General features: G+C 61.7%; 31 protein-coding genes and 1 tRNA gene. 17 read left to right on the forward strand and 15 right to left on the reverse strand.

The genetic code is table 11. The features are described 5' to 3' along the window. Positions 1-60 precede the first annotated feature (60 nt). Positions 61-1,278, forward strand: a complete 1,218-nt coding sequence (locus HZR20_RS08335) for a radical SAM protein (RefSeq protein ID WP_220132718.1) — start codon at positions 61-63, stop codon at positions 1,276-1,278. Positions 1,279-1,307: 29 nt separating this feature from the next. Here HZR20_RS08335 and HZR20_RS08340 read toward each other — a convergent pair whose 3' ends face one another. Both HZR20_RS08340 and HZR20_RS08345 read right to left on the reverse strand, forming a co-directional pair. After that, a complete protein-coding gene (locus tag HZR20_RS08340; RefSeq protein WP_181686132.1) occupies positions 1,308-2,288 on the reverse strand; it encodes an oxidoreductase in 981 nt (326 codons plus the stop codon). A 74-nt stretch (positions 2,289-2,362) separates the two neighbouring features. Beyond that, entirely contained in the window at positions 2,363-2,575 is a 213-nt protein-coding gene (locus HZR20_RS08345) for a hypothetical protein (protein WP_181686133.1), read from the reverse strand. A 123-nt stretch (positions 2,576-2,698) separates the two neighbouring features. Between HZR20_RS08345 and HZR20_RS08350 the strand changes: the two genes are divergently transcribed. Both HZR20_RS08350 and HZR20_RS08355 read left to right on the forward strand, forming a co-directional pair. Further along, positions 2,699-4,042, forward strand: coding sequence for an FAD-dependent oxidoreductase (locus tag HZR20_RS08350; protein WP_181686134.1), 1,344 nt, complete (start codon positions 2,699-2,701; stop codon positions 4,040-4,042). Between the two features lie 80 nt (positions 4,043-4,122). After that, a complete protein-coding gene (locus HZR20_RS08355; protein WP_181686135.1) occupies positions 4,123-5,847 on the forward strand; it encodes a rhomboid family intramembrane serine protease in 1,725 nt (574 codons plus the stop codon). Positions 5,848-5,870: 23 nt separating this feature from the next. Here the strand turns inward: HZR20_RS08355 and HZR20_RS08360 are convergent, their stop codons facing one another. From HZR20_RS08360 to HZR20_RS08380, 5 genes are all read right to left on the reverse strand, one after another. Further along, entirely contained in the window at positions 5,871-6,494 is a 624-nt protein-coding gene (locus tag HZR20_RS08360) for an METTL5 family protein (RefSeq protein WP_181686136.1), read from the reverse strand. Between the two features lie 130 nt (positions 6,495-6,624). Further along, complete coding sequence (locus tag HZR20_RS08365; RefSeq protein WP_154551609.1) at positions 6,625-6,762, reverse strand: hypothetical protein; 138 nt, start codon at positions 6,760-6,762, stop codon at positions 6,625-6,627. 138 nt (positions 6,763-6,900) lie between these two features. Then, positions 6,901-7,950 (reverse strand): diphthamide biosynthesis enzyme Dph2, encoded by a 1,050-nt coding sequence (gene dph2, locus HZR20_RS08370; RefSeq protein WP_181686137.1) that lies wholly within the window; start codon positions 7,948-7,950, stop codon positions 6,901-6,903. 99 nt (positions 7,951-8,049) lie between these two features. Further along, positions 8,050-8,196 carry a hypothetical protein gene (locus HZR20_RS08375; RefSeq protein WP_181686138.1) on the reverse strand — a complete coding sequence of 49 codons (147 nt, stop codon included), beginning with the start codon at positions 8,194-8,196 and terminating at the stop codon, positions 8,050-8,052. A gap of 79 nt (positions 8,197-8,275) precedes the next feature. Then, positions 8,276-9,040: a DUF7839 domain-containing protein gene (locus HZR20_RS08380; RefSeq protein WP_181686139.1), complete on the reverse strand. Its 765-nt coding sequence runs from the start codon at positions 9,038-9,040 to the stop codon at positions 8,276-8,278. 101 nt (positions 9,041-9,141) lie between these two features. On the opposite strand from HZR20_RS08380, the gene HZR20_RS08385 reads away from it, so the two are divergent. Together HZR20_RS08385 and HZR20_RS14545 are read left to right on the forward strand one after the other, a co-directional pair. Beyond that, positions 9,142-9,828 carry a metallophosphoesterase gene (locus HZR20_RS08385; RefSeq protein ID WP_181686140.1) on the forward strand — a complete coding sequence of 229 codons (687 nt, stop codon included), beginning with the start codon at positions 9,142-9,144 and terminating at the stop codon, positions 9,826-9,828. Between the two features lie 40 nt (positions 9,829-9,868). Further along, positions 9,869-9,991 (forward strand): hypothetical protein, encoded by a 123-nt coding sequence (locus tag HZR20_RS14545; protein WP_258560401.1) that lies wholly within the window; start codon positions 9,869-9,871, stop codon positions 9,989-9,991. Here the strand turns inward: HZR20_RS14545 and HZR20_RS08390 are convergent. Next, positions 9,985-11,253: an NAD(P)/FAD-dependent oxidoreductase gene (locus HZR20_RS08390; protein WP_181686141.1), complete on the reverse strand. Its 1,269-nt coding sequence runs from the start codon at positions 11,251-11,253 to the stop codon at positions 9,985-9,987. The genes HZR20_RS14545 and HZR20_RS08390 overlap by 7 nt on opposite strands. 105 nt (positions 11,254-11,358) lie before the next feature. On the opposite strand from HZR20_RS08390, the gene HZR20_RS08395 reads away from it, so the two are divergent. Next, on the forward strand, positions 11,359-12,534 hold the full coding sequence (locus tag HZR20_RS08395) for a pyridoxal-phosphate dependent enzyme (RefSeq protein ID WP_181686142.1): 1,176 nt from the start codon (positions 11,359-11,361) through the stop codon (positions 12,532-12,534). Between the two features lie 39 nt (positions 12,535-12,573). Here HZR20_RS08395 and HZR20_RS08400 read toward each other — a convergent pair whose 3' ends face one another. From HZR20_RS08400 to HZR20_RS08420, 5 genes are read right to left on the reverse strand one after another with little or no spacing between them, the layout of a single operon-like run. Beyond that, a complete protein-coding gene (locus HZR20_RS08400) occupies positions 12,574-13,329 on the reverse strand; it encodes a proteasome assembly chaperone family protein (protein WP_181686143.1) in 756 nt (251 codons plus the stop codon). Between the two features lie 5 nt (positions 13,330-13,334). Further along, positions 13,335-13,517 (reverse strand): RNA-protein complex protein Nop10, encoded by a 183-nt coding sequence (locus HZR20_RS08405; protein ID WP_181686144.1) that lies wholly within the window; start codon positions 13,515-13,517, stop codon positions 13,335-13,337. Beyond that, positions 13,514-14,314 carry a translation initiation factor IF-2 subunit alpha gene (locus tag HZR20_RS08410; RefSeq protein WP_181686145.1) on the reverse strand — a complete coding sequence of 267 codons (801 nt, stop codon included), beginning with the start codon at positions 14,312-14,314 and terminating at the stop codon, positions 13,514-13,516. The genes HZR20_RS08405 and HZR20_RS08410 overlap by 4 nt, the downstream gene beginning before the upstream one ends. Beyond that, positions 14,311-14,484 (reverse strand): 30S ribosomal protein S27e, encoded by a 174-nt coding sequence (locus HZR20_RS08415; RefSeq protein WP_181686146.1) that lies wholly within the window; start codon positions 14,482-14,484, stop codon positions 14,311-14,313. Before HZR20_RS08415 ends, HZR20_RS08410 begins: the two co-directional genes overlap by 4 nt. A gap of 2 nt (positions 14,485-14,486) precedes the next feature. After that, positions 14,487-14,768, reverse strand: coding sequence for a 50S ribosomal protein L44e (locus HZR20_RS08420; RefSeq protein ID WP_158854290.1), 282 nt, complete (start codon positions 14,766-14,768; stop codon positions 14,487-14,489). Between the two features lie 171 nt (positions 14,769-14,939). On the opposite strand from HZR20_RS08420, the gene HZR20_RS08425 reads away from it, so the two are divergent. Beyond that, positions 14,940-15,191, forward strand: a complete 252-nt coding sequence (locus HZR20_RS08425) for an HAH_0734 family protein (RefSeq protein WP_181686147.1) — start codon at positions 14,940-14,942, stop codon at positions 15,189-15,191. 8 nt (positions 15,192-15,199) lie between these two features. Here the strand turns inward: HZR20_RS08425 and HZR20_RS08430 are convergent, their stop codons facing one another. Continuing rightward, complete coding sequence (locus HZR20_RS08430; RefSeq protein WP_181686148.1) at positions 15,200-17,458, reverse strand: DUF2298 domain-containing protein; 2,259 nt, start codon at positions 17,456-17,458, stop codon at positions 15,200-15,202. A 103-nt stretch (positions 17,459-17,561) separates the two neighbouring features. Between HZR20_RS08430 and HZR20_RS08435 the strand changes: the two genes are divergently transcribed. The 3 genes from HZR20_RS08435 (at position 17,562) to HZR20_RS08445 (ending at position 18,954) form a co-directional block, all read left to right on the forward strand. Continuing rightward, positions 17,562-18,332 carry a glycosyltransferase gene (locus HZR20_RS08435; RefSeq protein WP_181686149.1) on the forward strand — a complete coding sequence of 257 codons (771 nt, stop codon included), beginning with the start codon at positions 17,562-17,564 and terminating at the stop codon, positions 18,330-18,332. Continuing rightward, entirely contained in the window at positions 18,329-18,826 is a 498-nt protein-coding gene (locus HZR20_RS08440) for a GtrA family protein (protein WP_181686150.1), read from the forward strand. The genes HZR20_RS08435 and HZR20_RS08440 overlap by 4 nt, the downstream gene beginning before the upstream one ends. A gap of 53 nt (positions 18,827-18,879) precedes the next feature. Next, positions 18,880-18,954, forward strand: a tRNA-Met gene (locus HZR20_RS08445). A gap of 499 nt (positions 18,955-19,453) precedes the next feature. On the opposite strand, the gene hpt is transcribed toward HZR20_RS08445, so the two are convergent. Further along, positions 19,454-20,023: a hypoxanthine/guanine phosphoribosyltransferase gene (gene hpt, locus HZR20_RS08450; protein WP_181686151.1), complete on the reverse strand. Its 570-nt coding sequence runs from the start codon at positions 20,021-20,023 to the stop codon at positions 19,454-19,456. Between the two features lie 145 nt (positions 20,024-20,168). Here hpt and mbhE point away from each other — a divergent pair, with 145 nt between their 5' ends. The 7 genes from mbhE to mnhG are packed head-to-tail and all read left to right on the forward strand — an operon-like array spanning position 20,169 to position 26,362. Continuing rightward, a complete protein-coding gene (gene mbhE, locus HZR20_RS08455) occupies positions 20,169-22,574 on the forward strand; it encodes a hydrogen gas-evolving membrane-bound hydrogenase subunit E (protein WP_181686152.1) in 2,406 nt (801 codons plus the stop codon). Continuing rightward, complete coding sequence (locus HZR20_RS08460) at positions 22,571-23,086, forward strand: MnhB domain-containing protein (RefSeq protein ID WP_181686153.1); 516 nt, start codon at positions 22,571-22,573, stop codon at positions 23,084-23,086. Before mbhE ends, HZR20_RS08460 begins: the two co-directional genes overlap by 4 nt. Further along, entirely contained in the window at positions 23,083-23,490 is a 408-nt protein-coding gene (locus HZR20_RS08465) for a sodium:proton antiporter (protein WP_181686154.1), read from the forward strand. The genes HZR20_RS08460 and HZR20_RS08465 overlap by 4 nt, the downstream gene beginning before the upstream one ends. Further along, positions 23,487-25,103 carry a complex I subunit 5 family protein gene (locus tag HZR20_RS08470; RefSeq protein ID WP_181686155.1) on the forward strand — a complete coding sequence of 539 codons (1,617 nt, stop codon included), beginning with the start codon at positions 23,487-23,489 and terminating at the stop codon, positions 25,101-25,103. Before HZR20_RS08465 ends, HZR20_RS08470 begins: the two co-directional genes overlap by 4 nt. After that, positions 25,100-25,726, forward strand: a complete 627-nt coding sequence (locus HZR20_RS08475; RefSeq protein ID WP_181686156.1) for a Na+/H+ antiporter subunit E — start codon at positions 25,100-25,102, stop codon at positions 25,724-25,726. The genes HZR20_RS08470 and HZR20_RS08475 overlap by 4 nt, the downstream gene beginning before the upstream one ends. Then, positions 25,716-26,006, forward strand: a complete 291-nt coding sequence (locus HZR20_RS08480) for a monovalent cation/H+ antiporter complex subunit F (RefSeq protein ID WP_181686157.1) — start codon at positions 25,716-25,718, stop codon at positions 26,004-26,006. The genes HZR20_RS08475 and HZR20_RS08480 overlap by 11 nt, the downstream gene beginning before the upstream one ends. Further along, on the forward strand, positions 26,003-26,362 hold the full coding sequence (gene mnhG, locus HZR20_RS08485) for a monovalent cation/H(+) antiporter subunit G (protein WP_181686158.1): 360 nt from the start codon (positions 26,003-26,005) through the stop codon (positions 26,360-26,362). Before HZR20_RS08480 ends, mnhG begins: the two co-directional genes overlap by 4 nt.

The raw sequence follows: 26,362 nt of genomic DNA on the forward strand, positions 1-26,362 counted from the left end.
CGTCGTGCGGGAATCGTCCTGTAATTTAAGCCCCTGACGGCCCCAGATTCGCCGAGATAGATGCCCGAGGACCAGCCACACGACGAGGGTCATTCATCGCCACGCGACCCCGGCTCGACTGGACACCATGGGGCCGACCCGATCGGGGACGGCTATCCGGGACCCCACGACCAGCCTGGCGCTGACGGCCACCCCGGTGGGCAAGATAGTTCCCATCCAGGCGGTCACCCAGGTAGCAGGGACTACGACAAGCAGCCGCTGATCGTCACCTGGGAAGTCACGCAGGCCTGCGAACTGGAGTGTGACCACTGTCGGGCCGAGGCCCAACCCGAGCGTGATCCAGCCGAACTGTCGACAGTGGACGGACGAGCCTTCATCGATTCTATCGCGGACTTTGGCCGTCCCCGGCCGATTCTCGTGTTCTCCGGTGGGGACCCACTGGAACGGCCGGACTTGTTGGAACTGCTCGATCACGCCCGACAACAGGGCATCACGACGGCCGTGACGCCGGCGCCGACGGCCAACCTGACTGAAGACGTAATCCACCGACTGGCAGACGCGGGCGTCAAGCGGATTGCGCTCTCGCTGGACGGTGCGACGCCCGAAGCTCACGACGACTTTCGCGGGGAAGACGGATCCTTTGCCCGCGTCGAGCAGGCTGCCCGGCAGGCCCGTGAGGCCGGCATGGAAATCCAGATCAACACGACTGTCACCGCCAACACGGTCGACGATCTCCCCGAAATCGCCGACATGGTCGAGGACTTCGGCGCGGCCATGTGGGAGGTGTTCTTCCTCGTACCGATCGGCCGCGGTGAGGACCTCCAGCAACTCGACGCCGATCGGACCGTCGATGTCATGGAGTGGCTCTACCGCCGCCAGCGGGAATCACCGTATCGCGTCATCACCGTCGAGGCACCCCATTACCGCCGGGTCGCCGACGAGCTTGAACGCCGGGAGTCCGACGAGGGAGTTCGCGTTGGCTCGACTCGGGCCGGGAAGGGCTTCGTGTTCGTCAGCTACGAGGGAGAGGTCTATCCATCGGGCTTTTTGCCCAAGAGTGGCGGGAACGTCACCGATCGGGGCCTGGTCGACATCTACCGGAACGCCGATCTGTTCCAGCGACTCCGGGATACCGAGCAGTTCGTCGGTTCGTGTGGCTCCTGTGAGTACCTGGATATCTGTGGCGGTTCACGATCGCGCGCCTATGCTGTGACGGACAATCCGCTGGCGAGTGATCCGCTCTGCCCGTGGGTCGACCAGGTCGAGGACGCGACGTGAGTGACGCGAAATAGTCAGTAGGCCGAGGGTTACTCGTCGGTTTCAGACCCTGATCCAGATTCAGCACGGGGATCAGGCAAGTCATAGGAGATGCCAGTGAGAGTGACTGAAACGTCCCACAGCTCCCTAGCGAGAGTTTCGTCGTACGATCGATCACTGGAGCGCTGGATCTCGGGGGCTCCGCGCATGTTCAACAAGCCGCCAGGACCGACGTAGTCTCCCCCAGTCACCTCCGAATCGGTTGCAGCCCGCACCATCGGCAATGCGCCTTTGGCCGCAGATTGTGCAAAGACCACGTTCGCTACTTTCATGAGCCAGAGGCGGACTCGTGAGCCGGATTGTTCAGGCCCGCGTCGCTGGAGGTTGGTCGCAGCGTATCCCGGATGACAGGCAACGCTCGTGATCTCGGCGTCGGCCGCCTGCAAACGACGGTCGAGTTCGTAGGCGAACAGCACGTTCGCGAGTTTCGACTGGGCGTAGGCGTCGAACCGATCGTAGGACTGCTCGCCCTGGAGGTCGTCGAAGTCGATCTCCCCGCGTTCGTGCAGGCCGCTACTCTGGGTGACGACCCGACTCTGTCCGGGCGTTTCCTCGAGTTTGTCGAGCAGCAGGCCAGTGAGGACGAAGTGGCCGAGGTGATTGACACCGAACTGCATCTCGAATCCGTCGACGGTTTCGCTCCGCGGGATTGCCATCACGCCGGCGTTGTTGCAGAGAACGTGGAGTTCCGAATAGTCTGCTTGCACCGTCTCAGCGAACGCGCGGACGCTGTTGAGGTCGGCAAGGTCCAGTTTCTCGATCGAAAGTGTGGGCTCTTCGACCGTGTTGCGTATCTCTTCACGGGCCGAACGAGCGCGATCGAGATCGCGACAGGCCATGATAACGTGGGCACCGTGGGCCCCAAAGGCCTTCGTCACCTCGAAGCCGATCCCGCTGTTGGCCCCCGTGACGAGGACTGTCCGACCGGATTGATCGCCCATCGCGCCAGGGTCCCAGGAATCCGAACTCATCACCAGAAAATGGAGCGTGTCGGGCATAAATCTCTGCTCTCGCCGCGTTCACACTGGCTGCTGAAGTGATTCAGTTACGTATTCCAGCGGACGGTCTCGATTTCTGTCCGGTCGTCACTCGCGACGACGGTTCCAACCTGGTCGCCGTCAGCGTAGTCGTCGACGCGGATCCGGTTGTACCCCTCGGTGACGATTTCACGGACGTCGGCCGCGAGGTCGTCGGCCTCCTCGACTCCCAGCCGGTTCTTTCCACCGATCTCGCGGACGACGATCGGATATTCAGGCATCTATCTGGGCCTACGAGAGTGCTATTCAAGGGTCTGTCGTGATGCTGGCGACCCCACTGGCGTCTTGAGGCATTCCGTTCCGGTGACCGGCGACTCAAGTGTGGCACTCACCTCCACCGGGGCATGGACGGCGAATACGATCTCGTGATCGTCGGCGGCGGTATCAGCGGGGCTGCACTCCTGTACACAGTCGCGAAATTCACGGACATCGAGTCAGTCGCTCTCTTCGAGAAGGAGCCGGAGATCGCGGCGATCAACTCCCACCACACGAACAACTCCCAGACGCTGCACTTCGGGGACATCGAGACCAACTACTCCCTCGAAAAGGCCGAGGAGGTCAAGGCAGGCGCCGAGATGGTCGCCGGCTATCTGGAGACCAATGATCCTGACCGCGAGATGCACGCCAAGCGCTCGAAGATGGCGCTGGCCGTTGGCAAGGAAGAAGTCGACCGACTCGAAGATCGTTACCACGAGCAGGGTTTTGGCGACCTCTTTCCGAAACTCGATGCCATCGACCGCGAGGAGATCGCGGCGATCGAACCGAAGGTCGTCGACGGCCGCGAGCCGGACACCGAAATGCTCGCCCTGCAGACGCCCGATGGCTACACGGTCGACTACGGCGAACTCGCGACGGACTTCGTCCGTCGTGTCGAAGATGAAGATGGCGTCGACGTTTTCACGGGGACGAAAGTCGAAAAAATCCACGAGACTGGCGATGAATTCCTGATCGAGACCGAGCGCGGATGGTACGAAAGCGAGGCGACGGTCGTCGCCGCTGGCTCTCACAGCCTCCAGATCGCCAAAGCGATGGGCTACGGCGAGGATATGTCGCTGCTCCCGGTTGCGGGGAGTTTCTTCGTCGCCGAGGACGGGATGCTCAACGGCAAAGTGTACACGCTCCAGATGGCCAAACTCCCCTTCGCGGCAGTCCACGGTGACGCCGAGGTCCACGATCAGGGACTTACCAGGTTCGGCCCGACGGCGAAGGTCGTCCCGGCCTTAGAGCGCGGGCGACTCTCGACAGTTCGGGACTTTTTCGACGTGTTCAAACTCTCGCCGGATTCGGTCCTGAGCTACGCGAATATCCTCGCCGACCGTGTGCTGTTGCCCTACGTCCTCGAAAATCTCGTCTACGACCTGCCAGTAGTCGGGAAGCGCGCCTTCCTGCCCCACGTCCGGAAGGTCGTCCCGACAGTCCAGGCCGACGACATCGAGCGCGCGAAAGGCTACGGTGGCGTCCGCCCACAGATCGTCGACACCGACGCCAAGTCACTGGACATGGGCGAGGCCAAAATCACCGGCGACGGGATTGTGTTCAATATCACCCCCTCCCCTGGTGCCTCGACGTGTCTGCAGAATGCGATGCGGGACGCCGAGCAACTGACCGAGTGGCTCGATGTCGAGTTCGACGACGCGGCGTTCCGGGCGGCGACGATCGACCACTTCCCGCGCGGATCGGATACGTAGTCCTCCCCAGAGCGCGCCTGGAAACACATCATTCCCCGACCGGCGTCACTGATTTATCGGCCTGGCCCGTTGGCTCGCCCATGTCCGCGTCGCTGGCCGTCGTCGTTCCCGCCGCACTCGACGTACGAGGGCTGGCAGAGAGTATCCCGTTGCAGATGTGGCAAGCGTTCCTGATCGCCAGCGTGCTGTTTTCAGTCGGCGTGCTCTATCGGGTCGTCCAGCCCGGTGGCCGCTGGGGACAGCGACTCCGCTCGCGGTTCGTCCTCGGCGTCCCGTGGGGAACCGTGTTGGGTTTGAGCGTCGTCCTGGGCGTCTACTTTTTCGTCCAGGGTGGACTCGCCCATCGGTTCGATCCCGTCAATCTCCCCTTCCGTGCTACCTCCTACGCCTACCCGCTGGGCGTGGTGCTGGCTGGGTTTTCCCACTTCGGGTGGGGGCACTTGCTCGGGAACCTCCTTTCGGGACTCGTCTTTGGCTCGATCGCCGAGTACGGCTGGAGTCACTACCCGACAGATCGAGGGGGCCACTCGTTCGGTTCGTGGCTGACCAATCCCTTCGTCAGGATCGGTCTCTTCTTCGTCGGGATCATCGTCGCCGGTCTCGCGACGGCGGCCCTGTCCTGGGGACCACTCATCGGCTTTTCCGGTGTCGTCTACCTGCTGGCTGGCGTCGCACTCGTCTTCTATCCCATCACCACGATCGTCGGCATCGTCGCCTGGCCTCGCCTGTGGCACCTCTTCAGCGCGTTCAACGACCCGCTGCAGATCGCCGAACCGAGCGTGGGCTATTCGGGCGTCGGGTTCGCGGGCACCGCCGTTCAGGGCCACGCCTTTGGCTTTCTCATCGGTGTGTTGATCGGGGCCGCGATCCTCCATCGGCGTCGCCGAGCGGCGAGTCCGGGCCGCATCTGGTTTGCGGCAATGATCTACACCGTGGCAAACGAGCTCTGGAGCATCTTCTGGTACCTCGGTAATAGCCAGTATATCCGCTTTCGGACGCTCGGCACGATGCTTCTGTTCGCGCTTGCGGGATTGATTGTACTCGTCGTGGCCGGGTCGGACCGATCGCTTTCGGATCGCGTTCCCGGAAGCGACGACCGTTCAATGCCGATCCCGTCCGGACGGCAGGTCGCGGCCGGGGTGATCCTATTTTCCCTCGTATTGATGTCGGTGGTCGGCGTCGCGATCAACCTCTCGGCGCCCTCGGGAGCGGATTTCTCTGACGATAGCATCGAGGTCCGGGACTACGAGATTGCCTACGTCCAGAATGTGACCAACCAGCAGATCGCCGTCGTCGACCTGCCCCTGCTCGATCAGGTGACGAACGTTCGGACCAGCGGCGTCGTGGTCTATAGCGAGCAACGCCGACTCTGGCATCAGGTCATCAGCGAGAGTAATCTGGAATCTCGGGGCAGCGGCCGCGTGTTAGTCGGCGGCGTCGGGTGGCGAGAGCCAGTTTACGCGTACCGATCCGGGTGGGAAGTCGTCGGCGGGGACGTCACCTATCAGGTGTTCCTCCGTCCCGAGAGTCGGGAGCCGAAACTGGTCCACACGGCTGATCCGGCGATTGCCGACGTCATCCTCGCCAACCGAACCGTCGCTATCCGATCCGGAACGGACACCTTCGAGGTGGTCGTCAGGCGTGACAATCAGACGCTCGATATCGGCCGGTTTCCTTCGAACGGCAACAACGTGACCGTCGGCGGCATTACGTTCGAGCGGGCAAATCAGAACCTGTATGCGTCGGTCGACGGCACCGCACTGCGGATTGCGCAGCGACGAATCCCGCCAACGCGACGACGATAACGCGTCCCGTGTCGAACGTCTGACTACGCCCACTCGATGCGGAACAGTTCGACATCAATCTCGCGGCTGTCCGCAGTGTGGAACTCGAACTGCTGGGGGAGTGTGAACGCCGATCGATAGGCAGCAGTAACGTCGCCGCCGTGATCTGCCGCGAACGACTCGACGAAGTCGGCACTTCCGCTGTTGTGGATCGAATACGACACCGCGGCGACGTCGGCGGCCGTTTCCAGGAACGCCCGGTCGGCGTGTTCGTTGCCGTTCTGAGCGCCAAACGGCGGGTTCATGACGACGGTCACTGGCTCGTTCGGACAGAGCGGGACTCTCGTCGCGTCGCCCTGGATCCAGGAGATGGCTGTCCTCGTCCCGACGCGTCGGCGATTCGCCGTGGCTGTCGCGAGCGCATCAAGATCGAGGTCGATGCCGACGACGTGTGTGGCGCCTCGGAGGGCACCACCCAACGCGAGCATTCCCGTCCCACAGCCGAGGTCGACGACCGTGTGGCCGTCGAGATCGCCGTTCAGGTCTGCGAGATGGATCAGGTGCGATGCCACTGCCGGTGGCGTGCGATACTGTTCGAGGTCGGCCTTCGGATCGTCGAACCCGACGACGACGCCGAGCTGGGCCGCGAGTTCGCGTTTCGTACTCATCGGTGTGCCGACGCAGGGATGCGTCTTTCTGGAATCTGGAGTCGGGACACGGAAAAAGCTTCGACGGGACGACGATACGGACCGACTGGTCAGCTATCATCGCCTCACCGTCGAACCGTCCCGTCCTCGCTCAACTACTCCAGAGGTGCCGGTCTTCCATCGACTTCGGGGATCGATAGCCGATCACCTTGTGATCCTGCGATTCGTGCCACGACGCCATGCGCTCGTCGATGTACTCCGAGCAGTCCATGCAGTACCAAGTTGCCATTGTCTTTCCTCCGGGAGAGCGGCGCCGGTCGCAACGACGCCGACTACATTCTGATGATAAAACGTGATACAGGATAATATTTCCGGTAGAATCGGCCGAAATTTCGTCAACCCGTCGACAGTCGGTACCGCCGAGGTTTCACCAGGTGCCGTGGAACGTATCGAACTCCAGGTCTTCGAGCGGCTTTTCCCCGATCGCCATCTCGTACTCGCCCGGTGTGAGCATCGGTTGATCGAACTGCGGGCCGTCGTCGGTCGTAATCCGCGGACAGCCGGTGTTGACGTAGGCGTCCAGCCCGAAGTTGGTGAGTTTGTCGGGCGTGACGTTGTTCATCGTGAGCAGGTAGGCGTCGTCGTTTTCTTCGACGATCTCGCGGGCGCGTTCGAAGCGACCTTGACCGATCTTTGTACAGTAAATGACGCCCCAGGTCTCTGCGTCCATCGCGCGGTGGACGGCTCCGTATCGCTGTTTGATGAACGCGTCGGCGTCGGCAATGTCCACGACGTTGTTGACGGGATCAGCGATGACGACGTGCTTCTCGGGTTGGTCCATCGCCAACCCCATCGGGTGGAACTTCCCACCGCCGACATAGAGGATCTGGTCGGCTTCGACGTCCGCAGAGGCGTAGTTACACCCCAGGACTTGCCCCTCGTGAGTCAGGCGTTCGTCGCCGCGGCGAGTATGCACGGTGTATCCCTCGTCTTCGAGGAATGTCCGCATCTTGTCGAACTTATTCATGTGCTGGGCAGTCGTGACGAGACCGATGTCCGAATCGTCAGTGGGATCCTCGAACTCCGCAAGCGACTCCTCCATGATCGGGAATACGTCGACGTTCGAGAACAGCGGAACGTAGATGATCTGTTCGGACTCGTTCATCGGGCTGTGTCCGAAGTGAACGAAAACATCGCTGTGACGCATCAACTCTGTGTCGAGGTCGCAAGCCCCGTAACACGGTTCGCCCGAGAGCAGTACTGACACGTCGTCGGGTAGCGTCCGCCGGAGGTCGTCGGCGACGGCCGGTCCCCGGCGTTTGAGTCCCTCCGGGAACTGCAATCCGACTGTGTTCGCATTCCGTTCGGCGACTGCTTCGCTGATCCGGTCAAGTTCGTAATCCCACTCGCGGTCGTGTTTGAGCGCCATCCCTGTTTCAGTCAGATCGCCCGGAGACCGCTCGCTTTCGTGACTCATTGGACGCAATTAACCGACCCGTGCGTAAAACGGCGGCGCTACCGGCATAGGTGCCGGTTTTCGACACGGTAGCGTCTCTCGTGGCCCCCTTCCTGACAGTCACTCGACGTGATCGCGCAAGTCTTCGATATGGGATTCGAGGACGCGGATCGTCGCATCCGCGTCGGTATAGCCCTGTTCGTACTGATCAAGGGCCGATTCGGATTGATCGAGGAACGCGTCGACCGCAGTGTCTATGTCGCTCATGGTTCGATGTTCGAACGGCTCACTCCTGAGCGTTCCGGAACGGCAACAACAGTGATACCACAGCAACCACACCCCGGTGTCAGCGAACCGTGTAAGAGATGTCGCTGTCCCGGAGTGCATCAGTGACACGTCCGACAACGTCAGTCGTTGCGACAACGACCACGTTCAATCCCCTGCTGGCGGCATCGGCGGCGACTTCTCCCGCCGCAAAGTGCGTTGTCGGGCGGATTTCGGCCTCGTTAACTGCACCGACGGCCTCGACGCCAGCCGCTGTAACGAGGTCCGCATCGTCGGTTGCTGTACGCAGTCGGTCGATATCCGGCGTGTCGTCGGATCTGACGGGCGGTACCTGGATGATGTCGACCGCCCCAGGTTGCAGATCGATGACGCCCTCGAACCCGGTGACGCCGACGACTTCCTCCGCGTCGGCGTCTGTTGTCGCGACCCCAGTCGCACCGTCCTCGCCCGGGCGGGCCCGGAGTAATCCGTTTTTCATGAACAGGGCCACGGACTGACCCTGCACGATGGGCTCAACCGCCAGGGCCGCGTCTTCCTGGACACTGCCCAGGACGTCATCAGTCACGTGATCGGTAAATCGACGCACGTCCGTCGCGGCGGAGAACAGCCAGTCGACGCCCTCGTTCGTGACTCTATATCGCGAGCGACCTTCTTTCTCGACGAACTCATCCTCGACGAGTTCGCGAATGTACTCGCTGACGGCCTGGCTCGTGACGCCGACCGCCTCGGCAATCTCCCCCTGGCTCACTGCAGGTTGGCGCTCGGCGATCTCCACCAGAATCCGAAAGCGGGTCGCCGCCCGCTTGTTGTCGAGAACGTCGATCATGCCCGATTGCTCGGCACGCTGGGTGATAAACCCCGGGACCCGCGACGGCTACCCAATCGGCGGCGACACGTTGATGCACGTCACTCCCGAGGGGTGCGACAATGGACGTGACCTTCCGGGACCGTGGGGTGGTTATTGAGGAGACGCTCGTCATCGCCGACATCCACCTGGGTCGAGAGCAATCCTCACACGTCGAGCTGTCGGTCGGCTCGGAGCGGTCACTCCGCGATCGTCTCTCGGCGCTCATCGAAGCCCAGAATGTCTCGGAGGTCGTCGTCGCCGGTGATCTCTTGCACTCGTTTGACTCACTCCCGCCCGGCGTCGCTGACTCCTACACCCAATTCCGGGATGTCGTCACCGATCACGGCTGCCAGTTGCTCGTGACGCCGGGGAACCACGACGTCCTCCTCGATGCTGTCCGGGACGGTCCGTCGCCTGCCGAATACGAGCTTTCGGACGGTGAGACGGTCGTCTGTCACGGCCACGAACCGCCAGACACCGACGCCGACCGGTACGTGATCGGCCACGACCATCCGGCGATCGAAATCGAGGGTCAGAAGCGCCCGTGTTATCTCCGTGGCCCCGGCGCGTACCGCGGGACCGACGTCATCGTGTTGCCGTCGTTCAACGAACTTGTCGCCGGTGTCACGATCAACGACATGAGAGCCGGTGACTTTCACTCGCCGTTGCTCGAGAACGCCGACGCGTTTCGACCGATCGTCCGGGACGACACGGCCGAAGAGACCCTCACGTTTCCGCCACTCGGCTCGCTTCGCGAACTGCTCTGAGGGGGCAACGGTTTTGAGCCGTGACGCGGTATTGGATTGTATGGAAGCTGCCGTCCTCATCTTGCTGGGTTCACTGGTCGTCCTCGGGATTTTGGTGGTGCTGACGCGGTGGCTCGTCCCGAAAACACTCGCTGAAGAACCTGAAAGCGCTGCTGGTCAGTAGTTCTCACGTGCGCTCTGACTGACCAGATCGGCCGCAACCCGACCGCTCTCGAGTGCGCCCTGGATCGAACACCAGCGGGTGTAGTCGCCCGCGAGCACGACCGATCCGTCGGGTGCAGTCGGCTCCGGTGTCGATGCAAGAAAGCCCGGCGGTTGGTCGAACTGCGCGAAGGGGACGCGTTCGGTTCGACAGTGGGCCAGCCCCGACAGGGATCGCTCGGGATACCACGAGTCCAGCGTCTCACGGACTTCCCCAAACAGTTGCTCGTCGGTTTCGTCGGGCGTCCCAAGGAATGTTGCCGCAAGCAACTGTTCTCCGTCGGGCGCGTACTCCGGGGCGACGGACGATAGCTGGGCGACCTGATTGGGTCGGTCGTCGGTAGCGTTCAACAGTAGTCGAGACCCCGTATCCAGCGGTGTTTCGGAGGGAAGACTCGCATACACCGTCGCACAGCCGCGGGTGCCGGGTGGCGTCTCGACACCGGTCAGTTCCGTGGCAGTCTGTGGATCCGTTGCGACGACGACGCTGTCGCTATCGATCGTTTCCCCATCGACCGTGACCGTTCCGTCCGCGCCGACAGCCTCGACCGTCGCCCCGGTTTCGATTCGCGCGCCGGCATTCCGCGCCCGGTCGGCGAGTTGCTCGGGGATCGCGCCCATGCCGTCGGCTGGAATCGCCGCCGCGCCGGCCGTGAGCATCTTGAACGTGTACTCGAAGACGCGGGCATCCGTCGACAGCGACCGATCAAGGGTGATCCCGCCGTAGAACGGCGCGGCGAATCGGTCGATGAACGCCCGCGAAAAGCCCCGCTCCGCAAGGAACGTCTTGATCGTCTGATCGGGTCGGTCCGGATCGAGAATGGTCTGGACATCTCTGTGTGCCAGTTCCCGTCGAAGGCGGAGAATCCGTAGCTTGTCCCCGAAGCGCACGTCGCGATTGAACAGCGTTTGGGTCAGGGTTCTCGGATCCCGGAGGGGATCGGCGAGCACCGATCGCTCGCCGGGTTTCGCGATCGTCGCCCCTGGCGAGAACCGCCGTAGATCGAGTGCGTCGATATCGAGTTCGCGCTTTACGGCGGGGTACCTGTCGAAGACGACCTGGAAGCCCCGGTCGAACGTGTACCCGTCTGCGTGCTCGGAGCGGACGCGGCCGCCGACGGTCTCCTCGGCTTCGAAGACGGTCACGTCCCGCCCTGCCTCGGCCAGTCGACTCGCTGCAACCAGCCCCGCGAGGCCACCACCAGCGACGGTCACGTCGGTCATGGGCCATCGTTCGACTCCCGCCGGGAAAATTCCACGGGCGCGATGACGACTCACCACTCAGTTTCGACCGGACCACACTTGGCGGGGACGCTCTTTGCTGTGAGTATGGACGCCGCGGCGACACCTGTTCAGTTCTGCTGTGTCGAGTGCGATTCGATCGCGCCACCGGACGACGTGACACATTCGTGCCCGGACTGTGGCGGGACGGTCCGTGTTACGTTCGATTCGGAGGCGTTGCCCGACGAACCCGGCGATTTCGCCAGTTCGTCCGAGCCAGGAATCGCCCGGTACTCGAATAGCCTCGACGTTGCTATTGCTGCGGTTGCCATGGGTGCCGGTGGAACGAACCCGATCGACTGTCCCGATATAGAGGCGACCCACGACCTCGAATCGCTCTGGATCGTCGACGAGGGGCGCAATCCGACGGGCAGCACCGTCGACCGGGAGATGGCAACTGCTGTTGGGACGGCCACGGTGCGGGGAGCTAATCGCGTCGTGCTTCCCTCGACGGGCCACGCGGCACAGTCTGTGGCAGCCTACGCTTCTCGGGCGGGCATCGAATCGCTGGCCTACGTCCCTTCCCGGACGCCGTTTCTCAATAAGGCGATGGCCAATGTCCACGGCGGCGAGCTCTCGGTTGTCGAAGGGCGCTATAGCGATGCGCAAAATGCCTACGAAAGTAGCGACGAAGCCGGGTTCCCTGTCGATCCGGGGTCACCGTTCCGCCAGCTCGGTGCCGCGACACTCGCCTGGGACGTGCTGGCTGGTCTCGACTGGACGACTCCCGACGTGATCGTCGTGCCCGTTGGTCACGGGCAGCGATTGGCTGGCGTTCAAGCTGGCCTGACAGCGGCCAGCGACGCTGGATACGTCGAATCAGTCCCGCGACTGTACGCCGTCCAACCCGAGGGATGTGCACCCATTGTCGAAGCGTGGCACTCAGAGACATCGATTGACTCGGTTGCCGTGCCTGACACCGTTCTCGGGCCGCTGGAGATCCCCGAACCGGCCCTCGGATCAGTTGCACTGAGCGCTATCAGGGAATCCGGGGGCGGCGTGGCAACGGTCTCGGACGATGCTGCTCTCGCGGCGGCTGTCGACGCGAACGCTTCGGCCGGCATCGAGTGCAGTGCCACGGGTGGCGTCGCACTGGCTGGTCTCGACAAACTGGTCGAACGCGGTTCGATTGCACAAGGCGAGTCAGTCCTCCTCATCGATCCGCTGGCTGCCGCTGGAGAGAGTGATATTCTGCGAAGCCATTTGATGAGTCGCGGTGTTTGATCGGTCGGTGCGACCGTTCAGGGCGTACTCGGCGCCGGATCAGCCGATGTATCGCAGGTCTTCGTCAGTTGGGGCAGACGCATTGCCCTCCATCTCCTGGATCTTTCGGACGACATCTTCCATCTCGTCGGCACGGTCTTCGAGTGACCCGTAGTCGACCTCGAAGCCCAGGACCCCCTGGAGCACTTCAAGCACTGCCTGGGCGCTTTTCGGATCGACGAGATACCCCGATGTCTCGCCCATGAGGCACGCCGCCGGCAGGTCACGGCGCTGGCCCAGGCCGAGCAACAGCCCGGAAACGCCGACGATTCCTCCCGCTGGTTCGTTCTCGCGGAACTCGACGCCGACGTCTTCGAGTTCGTCAGTCAGTCCGTCGGTCGTCGACGCGCCGATCACGTCATACTCCTCGATGAGTTCGCCGGTCGGGACGCCACCCAGCGCGAAGATTCGCTCGACATCGAATTCGTCTCCGACGTCCAGGAACGCGTCGACGAGGCCGTAGTGGCCAACGTTGTCCTGGGCCTGGTGATCACCTGAGAGGACAAGCATATCTTGGCCGTCCTCCGGCGAGATGGCGTGAAACTCGGCACTCGCGAGTTCGATACCGTCGTCGTCGACGGTCACCTGCGGGGGAAAATGCTGGGAGTAAACCCGCCGGACCGGGGTGCTATCGAGCTCTTCGAGTAAGTGTTCGACAGCGAGCTTCCCGACGTGGCCGACGCCGGGGAGCCCTTCGATCAGCACCGGCGACTCCAGCTCTACCGCTTCGAGCGTCTCGATCTCGTACTCGTCCATACGGTTTATTCCCGATTGCGGCGCTTAAGTGCGCGTCGATACTCACCGTTTGGATCTTCCGGAGAGAAGGGTGCAGGCGCGGTGTTTTCGGTCGGTTCTCCACACGCGGGGCAAGAATCAGCAAGCGTGTATACCGGGCGTTCGTGGCGGTCGCGCCAGGCCGCACACACCCGGATGTCGGCTTTCATTCCTCGTCGGTGTTGCGCTCGCGATGGAAGTGGCCGGTGCCACCGAGGTCGGCGATCGCTTCGCTCGCTCGATCTGCACTGTCTTCGAGGGCCGTCTCGGCGGTCTTGTAGTCGGGGGCCTGGACCTCGAGGCGGTACTCGGGCGCACCGACGTAGGTCACGTCCAGATCAATCTCCTCGGACACCTCGCCGTTCCCTTCCGCGGCCTGCAGGGCCTCTTTGACGGCGTCGACGCCGTCACTATCGGGGCAAGTCAAGTCGACGTAGCCGGTGACTTTCACGTACGGCACCGAGACGTTCTCCCGGGCCGTCTGGACGATCGCGTCGATGTCCTCATCGTCAAGGTCGCTGTCTTCGAGCGCTTCCGTACCGTGGATGGCGGCTTGCTCGAAGCCGTCGTACATTGAGCCGAACCCAGAGAGGAGTTCCTCGGCGATGGTACCGTAGGTGTCGTCGTCGATGTCCTCGCCGAAGGCGATCGTCATCCAGTTGTCGGCCTTCTGCTCGTTTTTCCACTCCTGGATCTTCTCTTTGCGTTGATGATCGTTGACGTCCTTGATCGAGAGGTCGATCTGTTGGGCGTCTTGATCGATGTCTAAGACCTTCGCAACGACGGTCTGGCCTTCGTTGACGTGGTCGCGAACGTTCTTGATCCACCCGGAGGCGACCTCGCTGATGTGGGCCAGCCCGCGCTTGTCGTCATACTCCTGGAGGTCGACGAAGACGCCGAAGTCTTCAATTTCGTCGACGCGACCCACGACGAGTTCGCCTGGATCGGGCCAGCCGCTGAACTTCATCGTTGCTCGACGGCTTCGATCACGTCGCCTTCGATCTCGGCTTTCCCGCCAGTCGGGCGGACCAGCGTGTGCCCGCAAACGGCACACGCGATCTCGCTTGCGGCCTTGCCGAAGACGACCTGTTCGTTCTCACAGTCCGGACAGCGCACGTTGTAGAAGCTCCCAGCCATGGTTATTCCTGGAACTCCAGTCGACCGGCGCGCCATCCCTCACGGAGGTGGGCGTTGCCACACTCCGAGCAGCGGTAGGTCAGGTTGGTCTTCTTCGTCGGCTTGTCGCCACCGGGAACCTTCGAGAACTTGCCGCTGTTCCCGATACCCGATTGGCGCTCGCGCTGCCGACCGTTGACCTTCGTCATTCCCGTGGCTCGGCCCTGTCGGACCTTCTCGACCTCGTGTTCGTGATGTTCGTTACAGTTGGGGCAATAGGTGTTAAACCGGCGTGGCATCTCCATGATATCGACCTTGCGGGTGGATTGGACAGCGCTGCTTAAAACCCGTTTGGTTCCGAAGCGGCACAGCCCCGTGACGAGAGCCGTTCACATACCGAAACAGCCCCATCTCCCTGGCCACGTTGTGGCCTCCGAAGCGCTTAATGCCGTCATGGGCGAAGCCCAGCCAACTGCATGAAGCGACTCATCGTCCGTGGTGAACCCGGGATGCGAAAGGGCGCAACTATCGAATACGACGGCGAACAGTACGTCTGCTTCGGGATCACCCGGCAGGGCGACTGGCACGGGCCAGAGCGCCCACAGCTATGGTGTACGATCGGCACGGAAGACGAACAAGAGGACTTCGAACTGCGGAATTTCATCCCGATGCACTTAGAGACAGAAAGTGCCGACGCCGAGGCGATCACGGTCGTCGAAGCGGCCTGAGTCTCGTTCTACTGCGGAGATCCGTCCAGCGCTGACTGATCGACTCGATAGATCGTCACGTCCCCGAACGTTTCTTCGACGGTGACTGCGTCCAGGTCTTGGATTGTCATTTCGGGATACGCTTCGCGTTCCAGCGGCCCGACGTAGATCAACTCGACGTCGTAGGCCGCCAGAAGCGATCGCTGGCGCTCGGGCGGCCCGGTGAATATCGTTTCGACGTCGGTGACGCGATTCCAGTAGGCGTCAGTTCCGCGATACCCGACCTCGTGGACCCACCCAGCGAGCGTCGGTATGCCAGTCAGACTCGACGGCGCGTTGACCCACTGGTAGATGCTCGTTCCGGGCTTCGAGACCATGTTTGGCTGCCCTTCGACGGTTTCCCCCATCCATTGGATCGCGTCGTATTCGTCGGGATGGTACGCCTCAGCGAATGCGAGTGCATCGAGTGTCGGATCGTCGGTCTGGGCGTATCCACCCTCGGCTCTGAAGTGGTCAGACATGGCCAGGCCACCGTACATCGCCGTCGACATCAGTAAGATAGCCGCGAGCACGCCGAATGCACGCCGCCATCTCGGTCCATCGAGGCCAAGTGATGGGCGTCGATCGGCAAACAACCCGACCAGTGTAACCCCCATCGCCGTTGCCAGGAGCACCCAGACCTGCATGTAGGTCTTGAAGACGGTGTTCATCCGACCCGGACCCGCCTGCTCTTTGACGTAGACGAACTCGACAAGCAACGCGAGTCCGGCCCCGCCGAGGACCAAGACGGTCTCGAATCCGGGTGTTGGGAGGTCTTCATACTCGCCGAGTCGACCGAGTAGCCAGCCGACGATCAACAGGGGGACGAACAGCGCGACGGCTGCAGCATCGACGACCAGCGAAAGGAAGACGATCGTGCCGACCAGGGCGACTGCCCGGAGCGGTCGCTGGAATTGCGGTCTCGCGTAGCGAGCGTAATACAGCGCAAAAACTGCCAGGAACGCCCCGTAGACGATCAAGAGGACGCCCAGTCCACTGCGCTCCGGGAGCCAGCCGATCCCGCGCTGTCCGCTTGCTGCTTGCAGCCAGAAGGGAATGGACAGCGCGCCCCCGATCGCCAGCACGCCGATGCCGGAGATGCCGGCAAGTACGTGGCGAGTAAGTTCACGTCGTGCCCATCCGCCGGCGTCGGTCAGTCTACGTGCCCCAGCGGGGAGCAGCGACGCAGGACTGGCCGGAGCGAGCGCGACTGTCAGGACGGTCAAGCCGCCGATCGAGGGGAACGACCACGTGTTGACGACAGCAATCATCGCCGCTAACGGCCCCAGTGACGCAAGCAATGCGAGCCGTCGACCCCATTGCTGGGCTGGCGTCCGGTAGTAGCCGTACAGGATCGTCGCCCCCAGCAACAGGAAGGGCGTACTCATCATGTGGGCGTGCATGTCGCCGTTGAGCCAGGCGAACAACGGGAACTCGTTGATCGTTCCTGGGATGATGCGACTCGACCACCAGTAGTTGAACTCGCTGATGCTGATTGCCACTCCCCGCAGTTCGAGTTCGAGTATCCCAGCGATCGCCTCGGAGATTGCCCCTGGCAATACCAGGAAGATCATCTTCGCCGGAACAAGCAGGTTACTCGCGAACCCGACGAAAAAGGCCGACGCACCGCCGGCGAGACGTGCAGGGTAGCCTCGCTCTGCAGCGATGGACTTTGACAGACCGTAGGCTGCCGTAACTACCATCGCGTAGAAGCCCGCGTGTGCGAGATTGTAGGCGAACCGTGCTGACGTGTTTGTCAACCGCGCCAGTAGCGACGCCACCAGATGGCCGCCATAGTAGTACTGGACCGATTCACCCGCGAACCACATGTCCTCTGGTGGGAGCGTGTTCGCCCGCAGCAACGACTGGAGCAAGCCGAAATCGAGGAACTTCTCACCGCCGCCGGGGTGGACGGCCGGATCGACTGCTCTGACCGCCACCATGAACAGAAATGCGACAGTGAATACAGCCGCTGTTTCGAGGTATATCGAGCGGTCGATTTCGGATCCGCGCTGCCGAGCCAGGAGTGCGATTCCCCCAAGGACCCCGATCCCAGCCCAGAGTCCGATGGTGATCGACACCCGACCGAGAAAGTACGTCACGATCCAGATGATCGCCAGTGCTGCCGGGATTGCGACGCCTGCTCCGCGATCGTCGAGACGCGAGAACACCGCACTCGTGATCGACATGCCGATAACGAGCAGTCCCAGATAGGCGACCAACCAGACGGCGACGGACCCAAATTCCATCACACGCGACAACGAGTAAGTTCCCTAAACGTCTTGTGAAGTTCCCTCTGGGTGTGGTCGGGAATTCGAACTGTTTTTAGTCGTTCCCGCGAAGGCACATCTAATGAGTCGGTCCGTCGGACTCGTCGTGCCGGCCTATCGCCCTGACGTCCCTGCCCTCGAATCGTACGTGGCCGCCATTCAATCAGCGGTCGACCCCGAAACGGTGCGTATCGAACTCGACGATCCACGGGACGAGACGATTGAACAACTCGAAACGCTTGATGTCAGTGTCAACGCCGTCCCGTACCGACGCGGGAAGGGTGCAGCGATCACGGCGGGGTTCGAAGCCCTCGAGACGGATGTCCTCGCATTCGCCGACGCCGACGGTTCGACGCCTGCCGAGTCACTTGCGGCCGTCATCGAGCCGATAACAGCTGATCGGGCCGATCTTACAGCGGGGTCGCGTCGCCATCCCGAAGCCACGATCCAGTCACATCAGACGTTTGCCAGACGATTCATGGGTGATGGGTTCGCGTGGTTCGCTCGCCGGATGCTCGATGCCGAACTGTACGATTACCAGTGTGGTGCCAAGGCGATTTCGGCCCCCGCGTGGTCAGAAGTGCGTGGCCATCTCTTCGAACCAGGGTTTGCCTGGGACGTCGAACTGGTGGCAATCGCTGGTGCGCTTGACCTCCGCATCGCTGAAGTGCCGATTACCTGGGAAGACAAGCCAGGGTCGACGGTCTCGCCTGTTCGGACGTCACTCGATCTGGCTGGGGCTGTCTTTGCGGCCCGACACCGCGCGAAGCGAATCAGGGATAGTCGCCTTCACCGGATGATCGCATCCCGCCGGAGTGAATCGACCGCGCTCGTCGACCGGGAGAGTCAATGAGCGACGCTGATTCGCGATTCGGTCGGCACGTCAAATCCCTCCTTTCAGGGGTTCGATTCGGGAAGTTCGTCTCGGTCGGCGTGATCGGGGCGATCTGTGATACGACGGTCCTGATGGTCCTTTCGGAAGGGCTGGGACTCATGCCGGAGATTGCGACATTGCTGGGGATCGAAACAGCGATTCTGGTGATGTTCGTGATCAACGACAACTGGACGTTCGCCAGAGCCGGGGCAGACGGGAATCGGTCGTTGGTTCGTCGTCTCGCTCGCTCACACGCCGTCAGAGCCGGCGGGAGCCTCACGCAATTCACAATTTTCGTGATTATCTATCGACAGTTCTTCATGGAGTTCTCGCTGGTGGGGATCGATCTGTGGATTCTGGTCGCAAAGGGATCAGGGATCGCCGTTGGGATGGTCGTTAACTACGTGTTCGAGAGTCTGTTCACCTGGCGCGTCCATCGAGAGAGTGGGTCCGTAGAGCACGGGAATAACTAACGGACGGCATCCGAATCACAACCCTTAATGGCAAACCCGGATTACCAGAAAGTAGCGGGATGGGATAGCCAGGAGATTCCGGCGGGCTCATAACCCGCAGATCGGTAGTTCAAATCTACCTCCCGCTATGTTCTGTCGCTCACAAATTCGTGAGCGACGAAATCGAAATGAGTAGATTTGAACGAGAGAAACGCGAGCGAAGCAAGCGTTTTGCGTAGTTCAAATCTACCTCCCGCTACTTCTCAGCGAAACAACGGCACAGAGGTTTATCTCTGCGCCATTCTCGCTGTGCTGTCGCTGTCGTAGATTTGAAGCAGGGAGTGTAGCGGAGCGGAACGACCGTGGTTCAAATCTACCTCCCGCTATGTTCTGTCGCTCACAAATTCGTGAGCGACGACGTGCTTTTGATCTACCGGTAGAGTACGCTCTACCGAGCTTTGGTACCGAAAATTGGGGCTTTTCGGGATGACGAGAGAGTGCCCGACTCTCGAACCACCTCACTTCGCTCGTCAAGACAGCTTTTTGCCGGTCGATTGGGGCCGACGGCCCAGCTGACAATGCGAACTGACGCTCTGGGTCCGTGGGCAGAGAGGGTACCGATAGGTATCCGACGCAGTAAATCGGTGGTTAGTCGTCGCCGTTCTCGTCGATAACAACGACTTCCATATCCTCGACATCGACATTGATAAGCGTCTTGACGTCGAGGTCGGAATCTGCAACCTTGTTTTTGCCCCCGACCTTTTTGATGACGGCAACGATGTCGACGATGTCGGCACCGATCTCTTCGAGGGCGCCGGTGATGCCAACGAGCGTGCCGCCGGTCGAGAGGACGTCGTCCAGGACAAGCACTTTGTCGCCCTCGTAGACATCGTTGACGTACATTTCCCCTTCGGAGTAGCCGGTGACCTGCTGGAGGGAGACTTCGCCATCCAGACCGTACTGCCGTTTGCGGATGACCACGAGGGGAATATCGGTCATCAGCGAGACGGCCGTCGAGATGTGGATGCCCATCGCCGCGGGCGTGACGATCTTATCGACATCTTCGAGTTCGGCCTTCCGGATGATCCGGATGACGATCTCCCGAAGGAGCTCGGGCCGAAGCATCGGGACCCCGTCACTAATTGGGTGAATGAAGTACTGGTACTCGCCCTTCTCGATAACTGGCGCGTCGAGCAACGACTGTTTGAGGCGATCCATGCTGGCGGTACTGTACCCGCGATTAAAAACACCTCGTAATCGAGTCGGCCCCGTCATCCAATGTGCGGAGTTGAATCTGCATGATTTCCAACTGAACCGCCCAATTTGAGAAGCATTAAGTCCGGCCTGACCCGACCTGACTGGTGTGCAACCAAGTCAGGGCGTCCTGTTGGCCGTGCTGGCGTTGCCGTTTCTAGCCGCCGCGGTCACACCGCTGCTGTACCGCGTCGTCGGGGAGCGCGTCGCGTATTTCGCGGCCGCAGTTGCGGCTGGAGCGTTCGCTCTCATCGCCAGTCAGTTCGGCACACATGGAACCGTCTCACTCCAGTGGATTCCGGCGCTTGACGTCTCGCTCGCACTGTACGTCGACGGTCTTTCGCTCCTGTTGGGATTGATCGTCAGCGGGGTCGGTGTTCTGATCTTCACGTACTCCGGCGCGTATATGCACGACGAGCCGGGGAAAGCGAAGTATTACACCACGTTGCTGGTGTTCATGGGCGCGATGCTTGGGGTCGCCTTTGCGGCCGATCTGCTCGCGCTGTTCGTCTTCTGGGAGCTCACCAGTGTCTCGTCGTTCATTCTCATCGGCCATTACCAGGACCAAGACGACTCCCAGTACGCCGCCCGGAAGGCGATGTTCATCACCGTCGCCGGCGGCCTGTTCATGCTCGTCGGGTTCCTCCTGCTGTATACGGTTTCGGGTGACGTGTTGGGAGAGGCAACCTTCCGTCTCGTCGGAACCGAGGGTGCCCTGATCGAGAACGCTGGGGCAATGCAGGAGGGGCTCCGTTCGGCCGGCCTGTTCGTGCCAGTGGTCGTGCTGATCGGGATCGGCGCTGCGGCAAAGTCAGCCCAGGTCCCGCTGCACATCTGGCTGCCTAACGCCATGGAGGCCCCGACGCCCGTCTCGGCGTTCCTTCACTCGGCGACAATGGTCAAGGCCGGGGTCTACCTCGTCGGTCGGTTTCGCCCACTGCTTGGCACTCCCGAGTGGGAGCTGTTCTTTGCCACACTTGGCCTCCTGACAATGACTGTGGCGGCGATCCTGGCGGTCGCGGCCGACGACATCAAGGAACTGCTGGCGTACTCGACGGCCTCTCACTTGGGACTCATCATCGCTGGTTTTGGTCTCCAGTCCGTCTATGGGGCTGAGACCGGTGCGTTCCACATTTTGAATCACGCACTGTTCAAGGCCGCGCTGTTCCTCGTCGCGGGCATCGTCGCCCACGAGGCCGGGACGCGACTGCTTTCCGAACTCGGTGGCCTCTGGCGGGCCCTTCCGATCACCGCTGCCGTCGCGGCGATCGCAGCCCTCGGCATGGCCGGTTTGCCGCCGTTCAACGGCTTTTACTCGAAGGAGTTGCTCTTCGAGGCGACGTATCACGCCGCCGAACACGCCGGCGGGCTCTGGTGGCTCCTACCTGCCGTCGCCGTCTTTGGATCGATTTTCACGTTCCTGTACTCGATCCGCTTCCTCTCGCTGTTTGCGGGTGAGAAGCCCGAGGCCATCGAACACGTTCACTCACCGCCGATGGCGATGCTCGCACCACCAGTGCTTCTCGCGACGCTCGCGGGGATCGTCGGTCTCGGGGGCGTTTCGGCGACTGCCGGGATTCATCTCGGACCCCTGGAACACTTCATCGAGCGTGTCGTCGAGGCTGTCGGCGCGTCTGAGCCCCACTTTGGCTATCATCTACCGACGTCACTCACTCCCGCAGCGGGGATGAGTGCGATCACCATCGTTGTCGGGGCGGTGACGTATCCCTTCTATGGTCGGATCGCGGCCGGTGTCCAGCGATTGATCGCGATCGATCCGATCAGGCCGAACTTCTACTACGACGGGCTAGTTAGCTGGCTCGACCGGACGACGATCGTCTCCGGAACGGTACACACTGGTCGATTGCGAACGTACGCGACGTGGTTCTTCCTCGCAGTTGCTGGCCTCGCGATCGCGGGCTATTCTGGGGCTGGAGTGGTCTTTCCAGCAATCTCGTCGCTGGCCGCCGAGCCGGCGATGGTAATCGTGCTGGCCGTTGCAGTCGTCGCCGCCCTTGCGGTCACGCGCGCACCGTCCCACATCGCAGGTGTGCTGACACTCTCGATTCTGGGCTTCATGGTGGCGATTTTCTACATTCTGGCGAGTGCGCCTGATCTGGCGTTGACCCAGCTGGTCATCGAGACGCTGGTCCTCGTGCTCTTTTTGCTTATCCTTGATCACCTCCCCGAGTTCTACGGGGAAGTCGATCGAATTCGCGCCCTTCGGGATGGTGCCGTCTCGGCCGTCGTCGGGATCACTGTCTTCCTGACGGTACTGGTTTCGACGGCCGCAACACCGGGAAAGCCAATCGCCCAGTATTTCATCGAACGAGCGGGTGTCCCGGCGGAGCACGGATCCACATTGCTGGACTTCGGGGGCGGCGGAAACATCGTGAATGTGATTCTCGTCGACTTCCGAGCGTTCGACACGATGGGCGAGATTTCGGTCATTGCGATGGCTGCGCTTTCGGTTATTACGTTGATCGCGATGCGGGAACGAGGTGAAACTCAATGAGTGCCGATCCACGACCGACAGACAGCGATACGACGATAATCGCGCAGACGAGTACGCGCGTGGTCGTTCCGATCATCTTGCTGGTAGCGATTGCCCTGTTGTTGCAAGGGCACAACCTGCCTGGCGGCGGCTTCATCGCCGGTGTCCTCACCGTGACTGGCTTTGCACTGATCTACATTATTTACGGGTTGCGGTACGTCGAACAGGGACTATTACACAGGACTGTCGTCCCGCGGTCGCTCCCGGCTGGCGATGACGAATCTCAGGCAGGCCCACCGATCAGCAAGGAGTTCGGCGAGATATTCACGACCGGACTCGCGCTCGCTGCTGGCAGCGGTCTCGTGGCAATGGCATTTGATCTGCCGTTTCTGTCTCAGGGGGTACTGTTCGTCGAGGGGCTGCCGCTGTATGGCCACGTCGAGTTCGCCAGTGCGCTGGCGTTTGATCTCGGCGTGTACCTCGTCGTCGTCGGTGGCTTGCTGACGATCCTCGCGGTGGTGGGGGCAGAATGAGCGGGACTGTTCTCAGAACAGTCCCAAGCACGATTGCCAGCACGTCGGCTGGCGGAGAAGCCAGTGGCCAGCCACAGGTCATCCTTGCGGTCGTGCTCGGACTGTTGTTCGCCCTCGGAACCTTCCTCGTTCTGCGGAAAGACGTTGTCCGGGTCGTCTGGGGCGTGACGATCATCAGCCAGGCGGCCAACGTTTACCTGGTGACCATGGGTGGCCTGCGCGGATCCGTCCCGATCCTCTCTCATGGCGGTGCTCATGGAGCGGTCACCGATCCGCTGGTTCAGGCACTGGTCCTAACGGCCATTGTCATCGGCTTCGGGACAACTGCCTTTGCCCTCGTGCTTACCTATCGAGTCTATGAAGAACATGGAACGATCGACCTTTCGGAGGTGAACGAACGATGAGTGAACACGTCGTCGTCGCGCCGCTCGTGGTAGCGCTGGTGACGGCCATTCTGACGCTCGGGGTTCGGCGATATCCACGTACGCAACGGACCATTAGCTTGCTCGGGATCGGAGCGTATGCCGTCGCGGTGATAACGCTGGCAAGCCGGGTCGTTCCGCTCGGCGTCCTCACTGGTGGCGGTGGCACGACCGAGACACTCACCTACCAGCTGTCGAACTGGCCGGCACCGTTCGGGATTTCGCTGGTAGCTGATGCCCTCTCCGTGTTCATGCTCGTGCTCGCAGTGCTCGTGGTCGTTCCGGCACTCGTGTTCTCGGTGTTGTACATCGAGGAGTTCGGACAGCGCATCTCCTATCACGCACTGTTCCACTTCATGCTCGCTGGCGTCTCGGGATCGTTCCTGACCGGGGACATCTTCAATCTCTTCGTGTGGTTCGAAGTGATGCTTATGCCGAGTTACGTGCTGGTCGTCTTCTACGGGCGCGCTAAGCATACCCGCGCTGCACTCCAGTACACGGTGCTCAACCTGCTCGGCAGTGCCGTAATGTTGGTCGCCATCGGTGGCATTTATGCGACAATGGGGACGCTCAACATGGCCGATCTCGCCCGTCGCCTGGCCCACGCTGGCGAGTATGGGATCAATCCAGCACCCGTCCTCGGACTGGGCGCGATCCTGTTTGCCGTCTTCGCGCTAAAAGCCGGGATCGTCCCGTTCCAGTTCTGGGTCCCGGCCGCCTATCGGGCTGCCCCGGCACCGATCGCTGCCGTGATGGCTGGCGTCACCAAGAAAGTCGGTATCTACGCGATCATCCGGCTGCTCTTTACGGTCTTCGGGGCCGCAACCCTCGAATCGGAACTCGGATTCGGCATGGCCGGAACGTCGTTCCTCGGGCTATTTGGGCCAGTCCTGTTCCTGATGGCGATCGGGAGCATCTTCCTCGGTGGACTCGGGGCAGTCTCGCGAAACGACCTCGACAACGTGCTCGCCTACTCGTCTATCGGCCAAGTCGGGTTCATCGTTCTTGCACTCGCGTTGGCTGCCACGGGGGAAGGCACAGTCCGGACGGTCGGCTTGATCGCCGCGCTGATCTACTCGTTGAATCACGCGATCGCGAAGTCCCTACTGTTCTTGGTTAGCGGAACTGTCTACGAGGCTGTCGGGTCAATCCGGTTCGACGCGCTGGGTGGACTCTCCACGAAGCGACCGGTCATCGCCGGGTCGTTCTTCCTCGGCGGTATCGCTCTCGTCGGGATCCCGCCGCTTACCGGGTTTTTCGGCAAATTACTGGTCTTCGACACCGCCGGAAAAGCTATCGTCGCCGGCGAACCGTTCGCCGAGGTGGCACTGGCCGTCGCGCTGGCTGGGGCGATCCTGACTATCGCGTACTTCTCGCGGGCCTGGAACCGCGCGTTCTGGGGCACGCCGAGTGAGCCGGTCACGCGATCCTACCAACCGACGACGATGGTCGTGCTCGTCGGTGCGTTCGCGCTGCTCGTCGTCGTCCTCGGAATCGGGTTCGATCCGGTCTATCGAGCTGCTGACGCTGCCGCCCATGCAGCAACCGAGTGGGAGACCTACGTCGAGGCCGTTGGCCCGGAGGTGATTGAATGAGACGCTGGCCACTCGTCGGGGCGGCCCTGGCCGTCCTGTGGTTGTTCATTCGAGGTGTCGAACCAGCACCGGCACCGGTCGCGGGGGCACTTGTCTCGGGACTCGCGCTGGGGCTGCCGATCGCGTACTTCTTCCGGCGCTTCTACGTCGCTGAGGGGAGTCCCGGTGGGCTGGTGCGATCGCTTCCGTTTGCCGTGATCTATCTCGTGGTCTTCCTGAAGGAAGTGATTACGGCCAACGTCGACGTGGCCTATCGTGTCCTCGCCCCGTCGATGCCGATCGAACCGGATGTGATCGAAGTCCCGCTCCGTGTCGAATCCGACGCCGCGATTACGACAATAGCAAACAGCATCACGCTTACCCCGGGCACGCTCACTATGGACTACGACGGGGAGCGAAATTCGCTGTACATCCACGCGATCGCCGCATTCGATCCGGACGCGATTGTCAAGCCAATCCGGACGTGGGAGGACTACGCACTCCGGATTTTCGACGAGGACCGGACGCCGTCCGATCCGGTCCCGGACCCTGACGCCGTGTCGGATATCGACGGCGAGAACGACAGTGAACCTGAGACAGCTTCGACTGACCAGCGGTCCGGAGGTGAGACAGATGGCGAGTGAATTCCCGGCAGTACTCATGACAGTGATCGATGCCGCGCTGGTCATTGCCAGCGCCGTCACGTTGCTTGCCGCCTATCGCGTAATTTTGGGACCGACTGTCCCGGATCGTGTCGTCGCGCTCGATACCATTGCGACGAACGTGGTCGCGATTGCAATCCTGTTTGCACTACGGACTGGCGAGGGCCTGTTCGTCACAGTGAGCCTTGTGCTCGCGATTATCGGCTTCATCAGTACGATTGCCGCTGCGCGGTTCATCACGGAGGGTGACATCATCGAATGACTCTGCTCGAAACGGTACACGCTGGTGTTGTCGCGTTCTTGATTGTCCTGGGAGCGTTCTTTCTCCTTATCGGGACCTTCGGACTCATTCGGCTACCCGATGTCTACAACCGAATGCACGCTACGAGCAAGGCAACGACACTCGGTGCGGCGTCGCTGTTCCTCGCTGGCTTTGCCTATTTCGGACCACAAGGGGCAGGCCTCACGTCACTCGTCGGGATCTTGTTTCTCTTCTTGACCGTCCCGACGGGCGCACACATGATTTCCCGGTCGGCTCAAAAGATGGGCGTCCCCTTCTTCGGCGACGCAACCTGGCCAGGAACCGCCGAGTTTGTCGAGGAAGACGAAGACAGCTAA

This window comes from Halorhabdus salina (assembly GCF_013839425.1).
GTDB lineage: Archaea > Halobacteriota > Halobacteria > Halobacteriales > Haloarculaceae > Halorhabdus > Halorhabdus salina.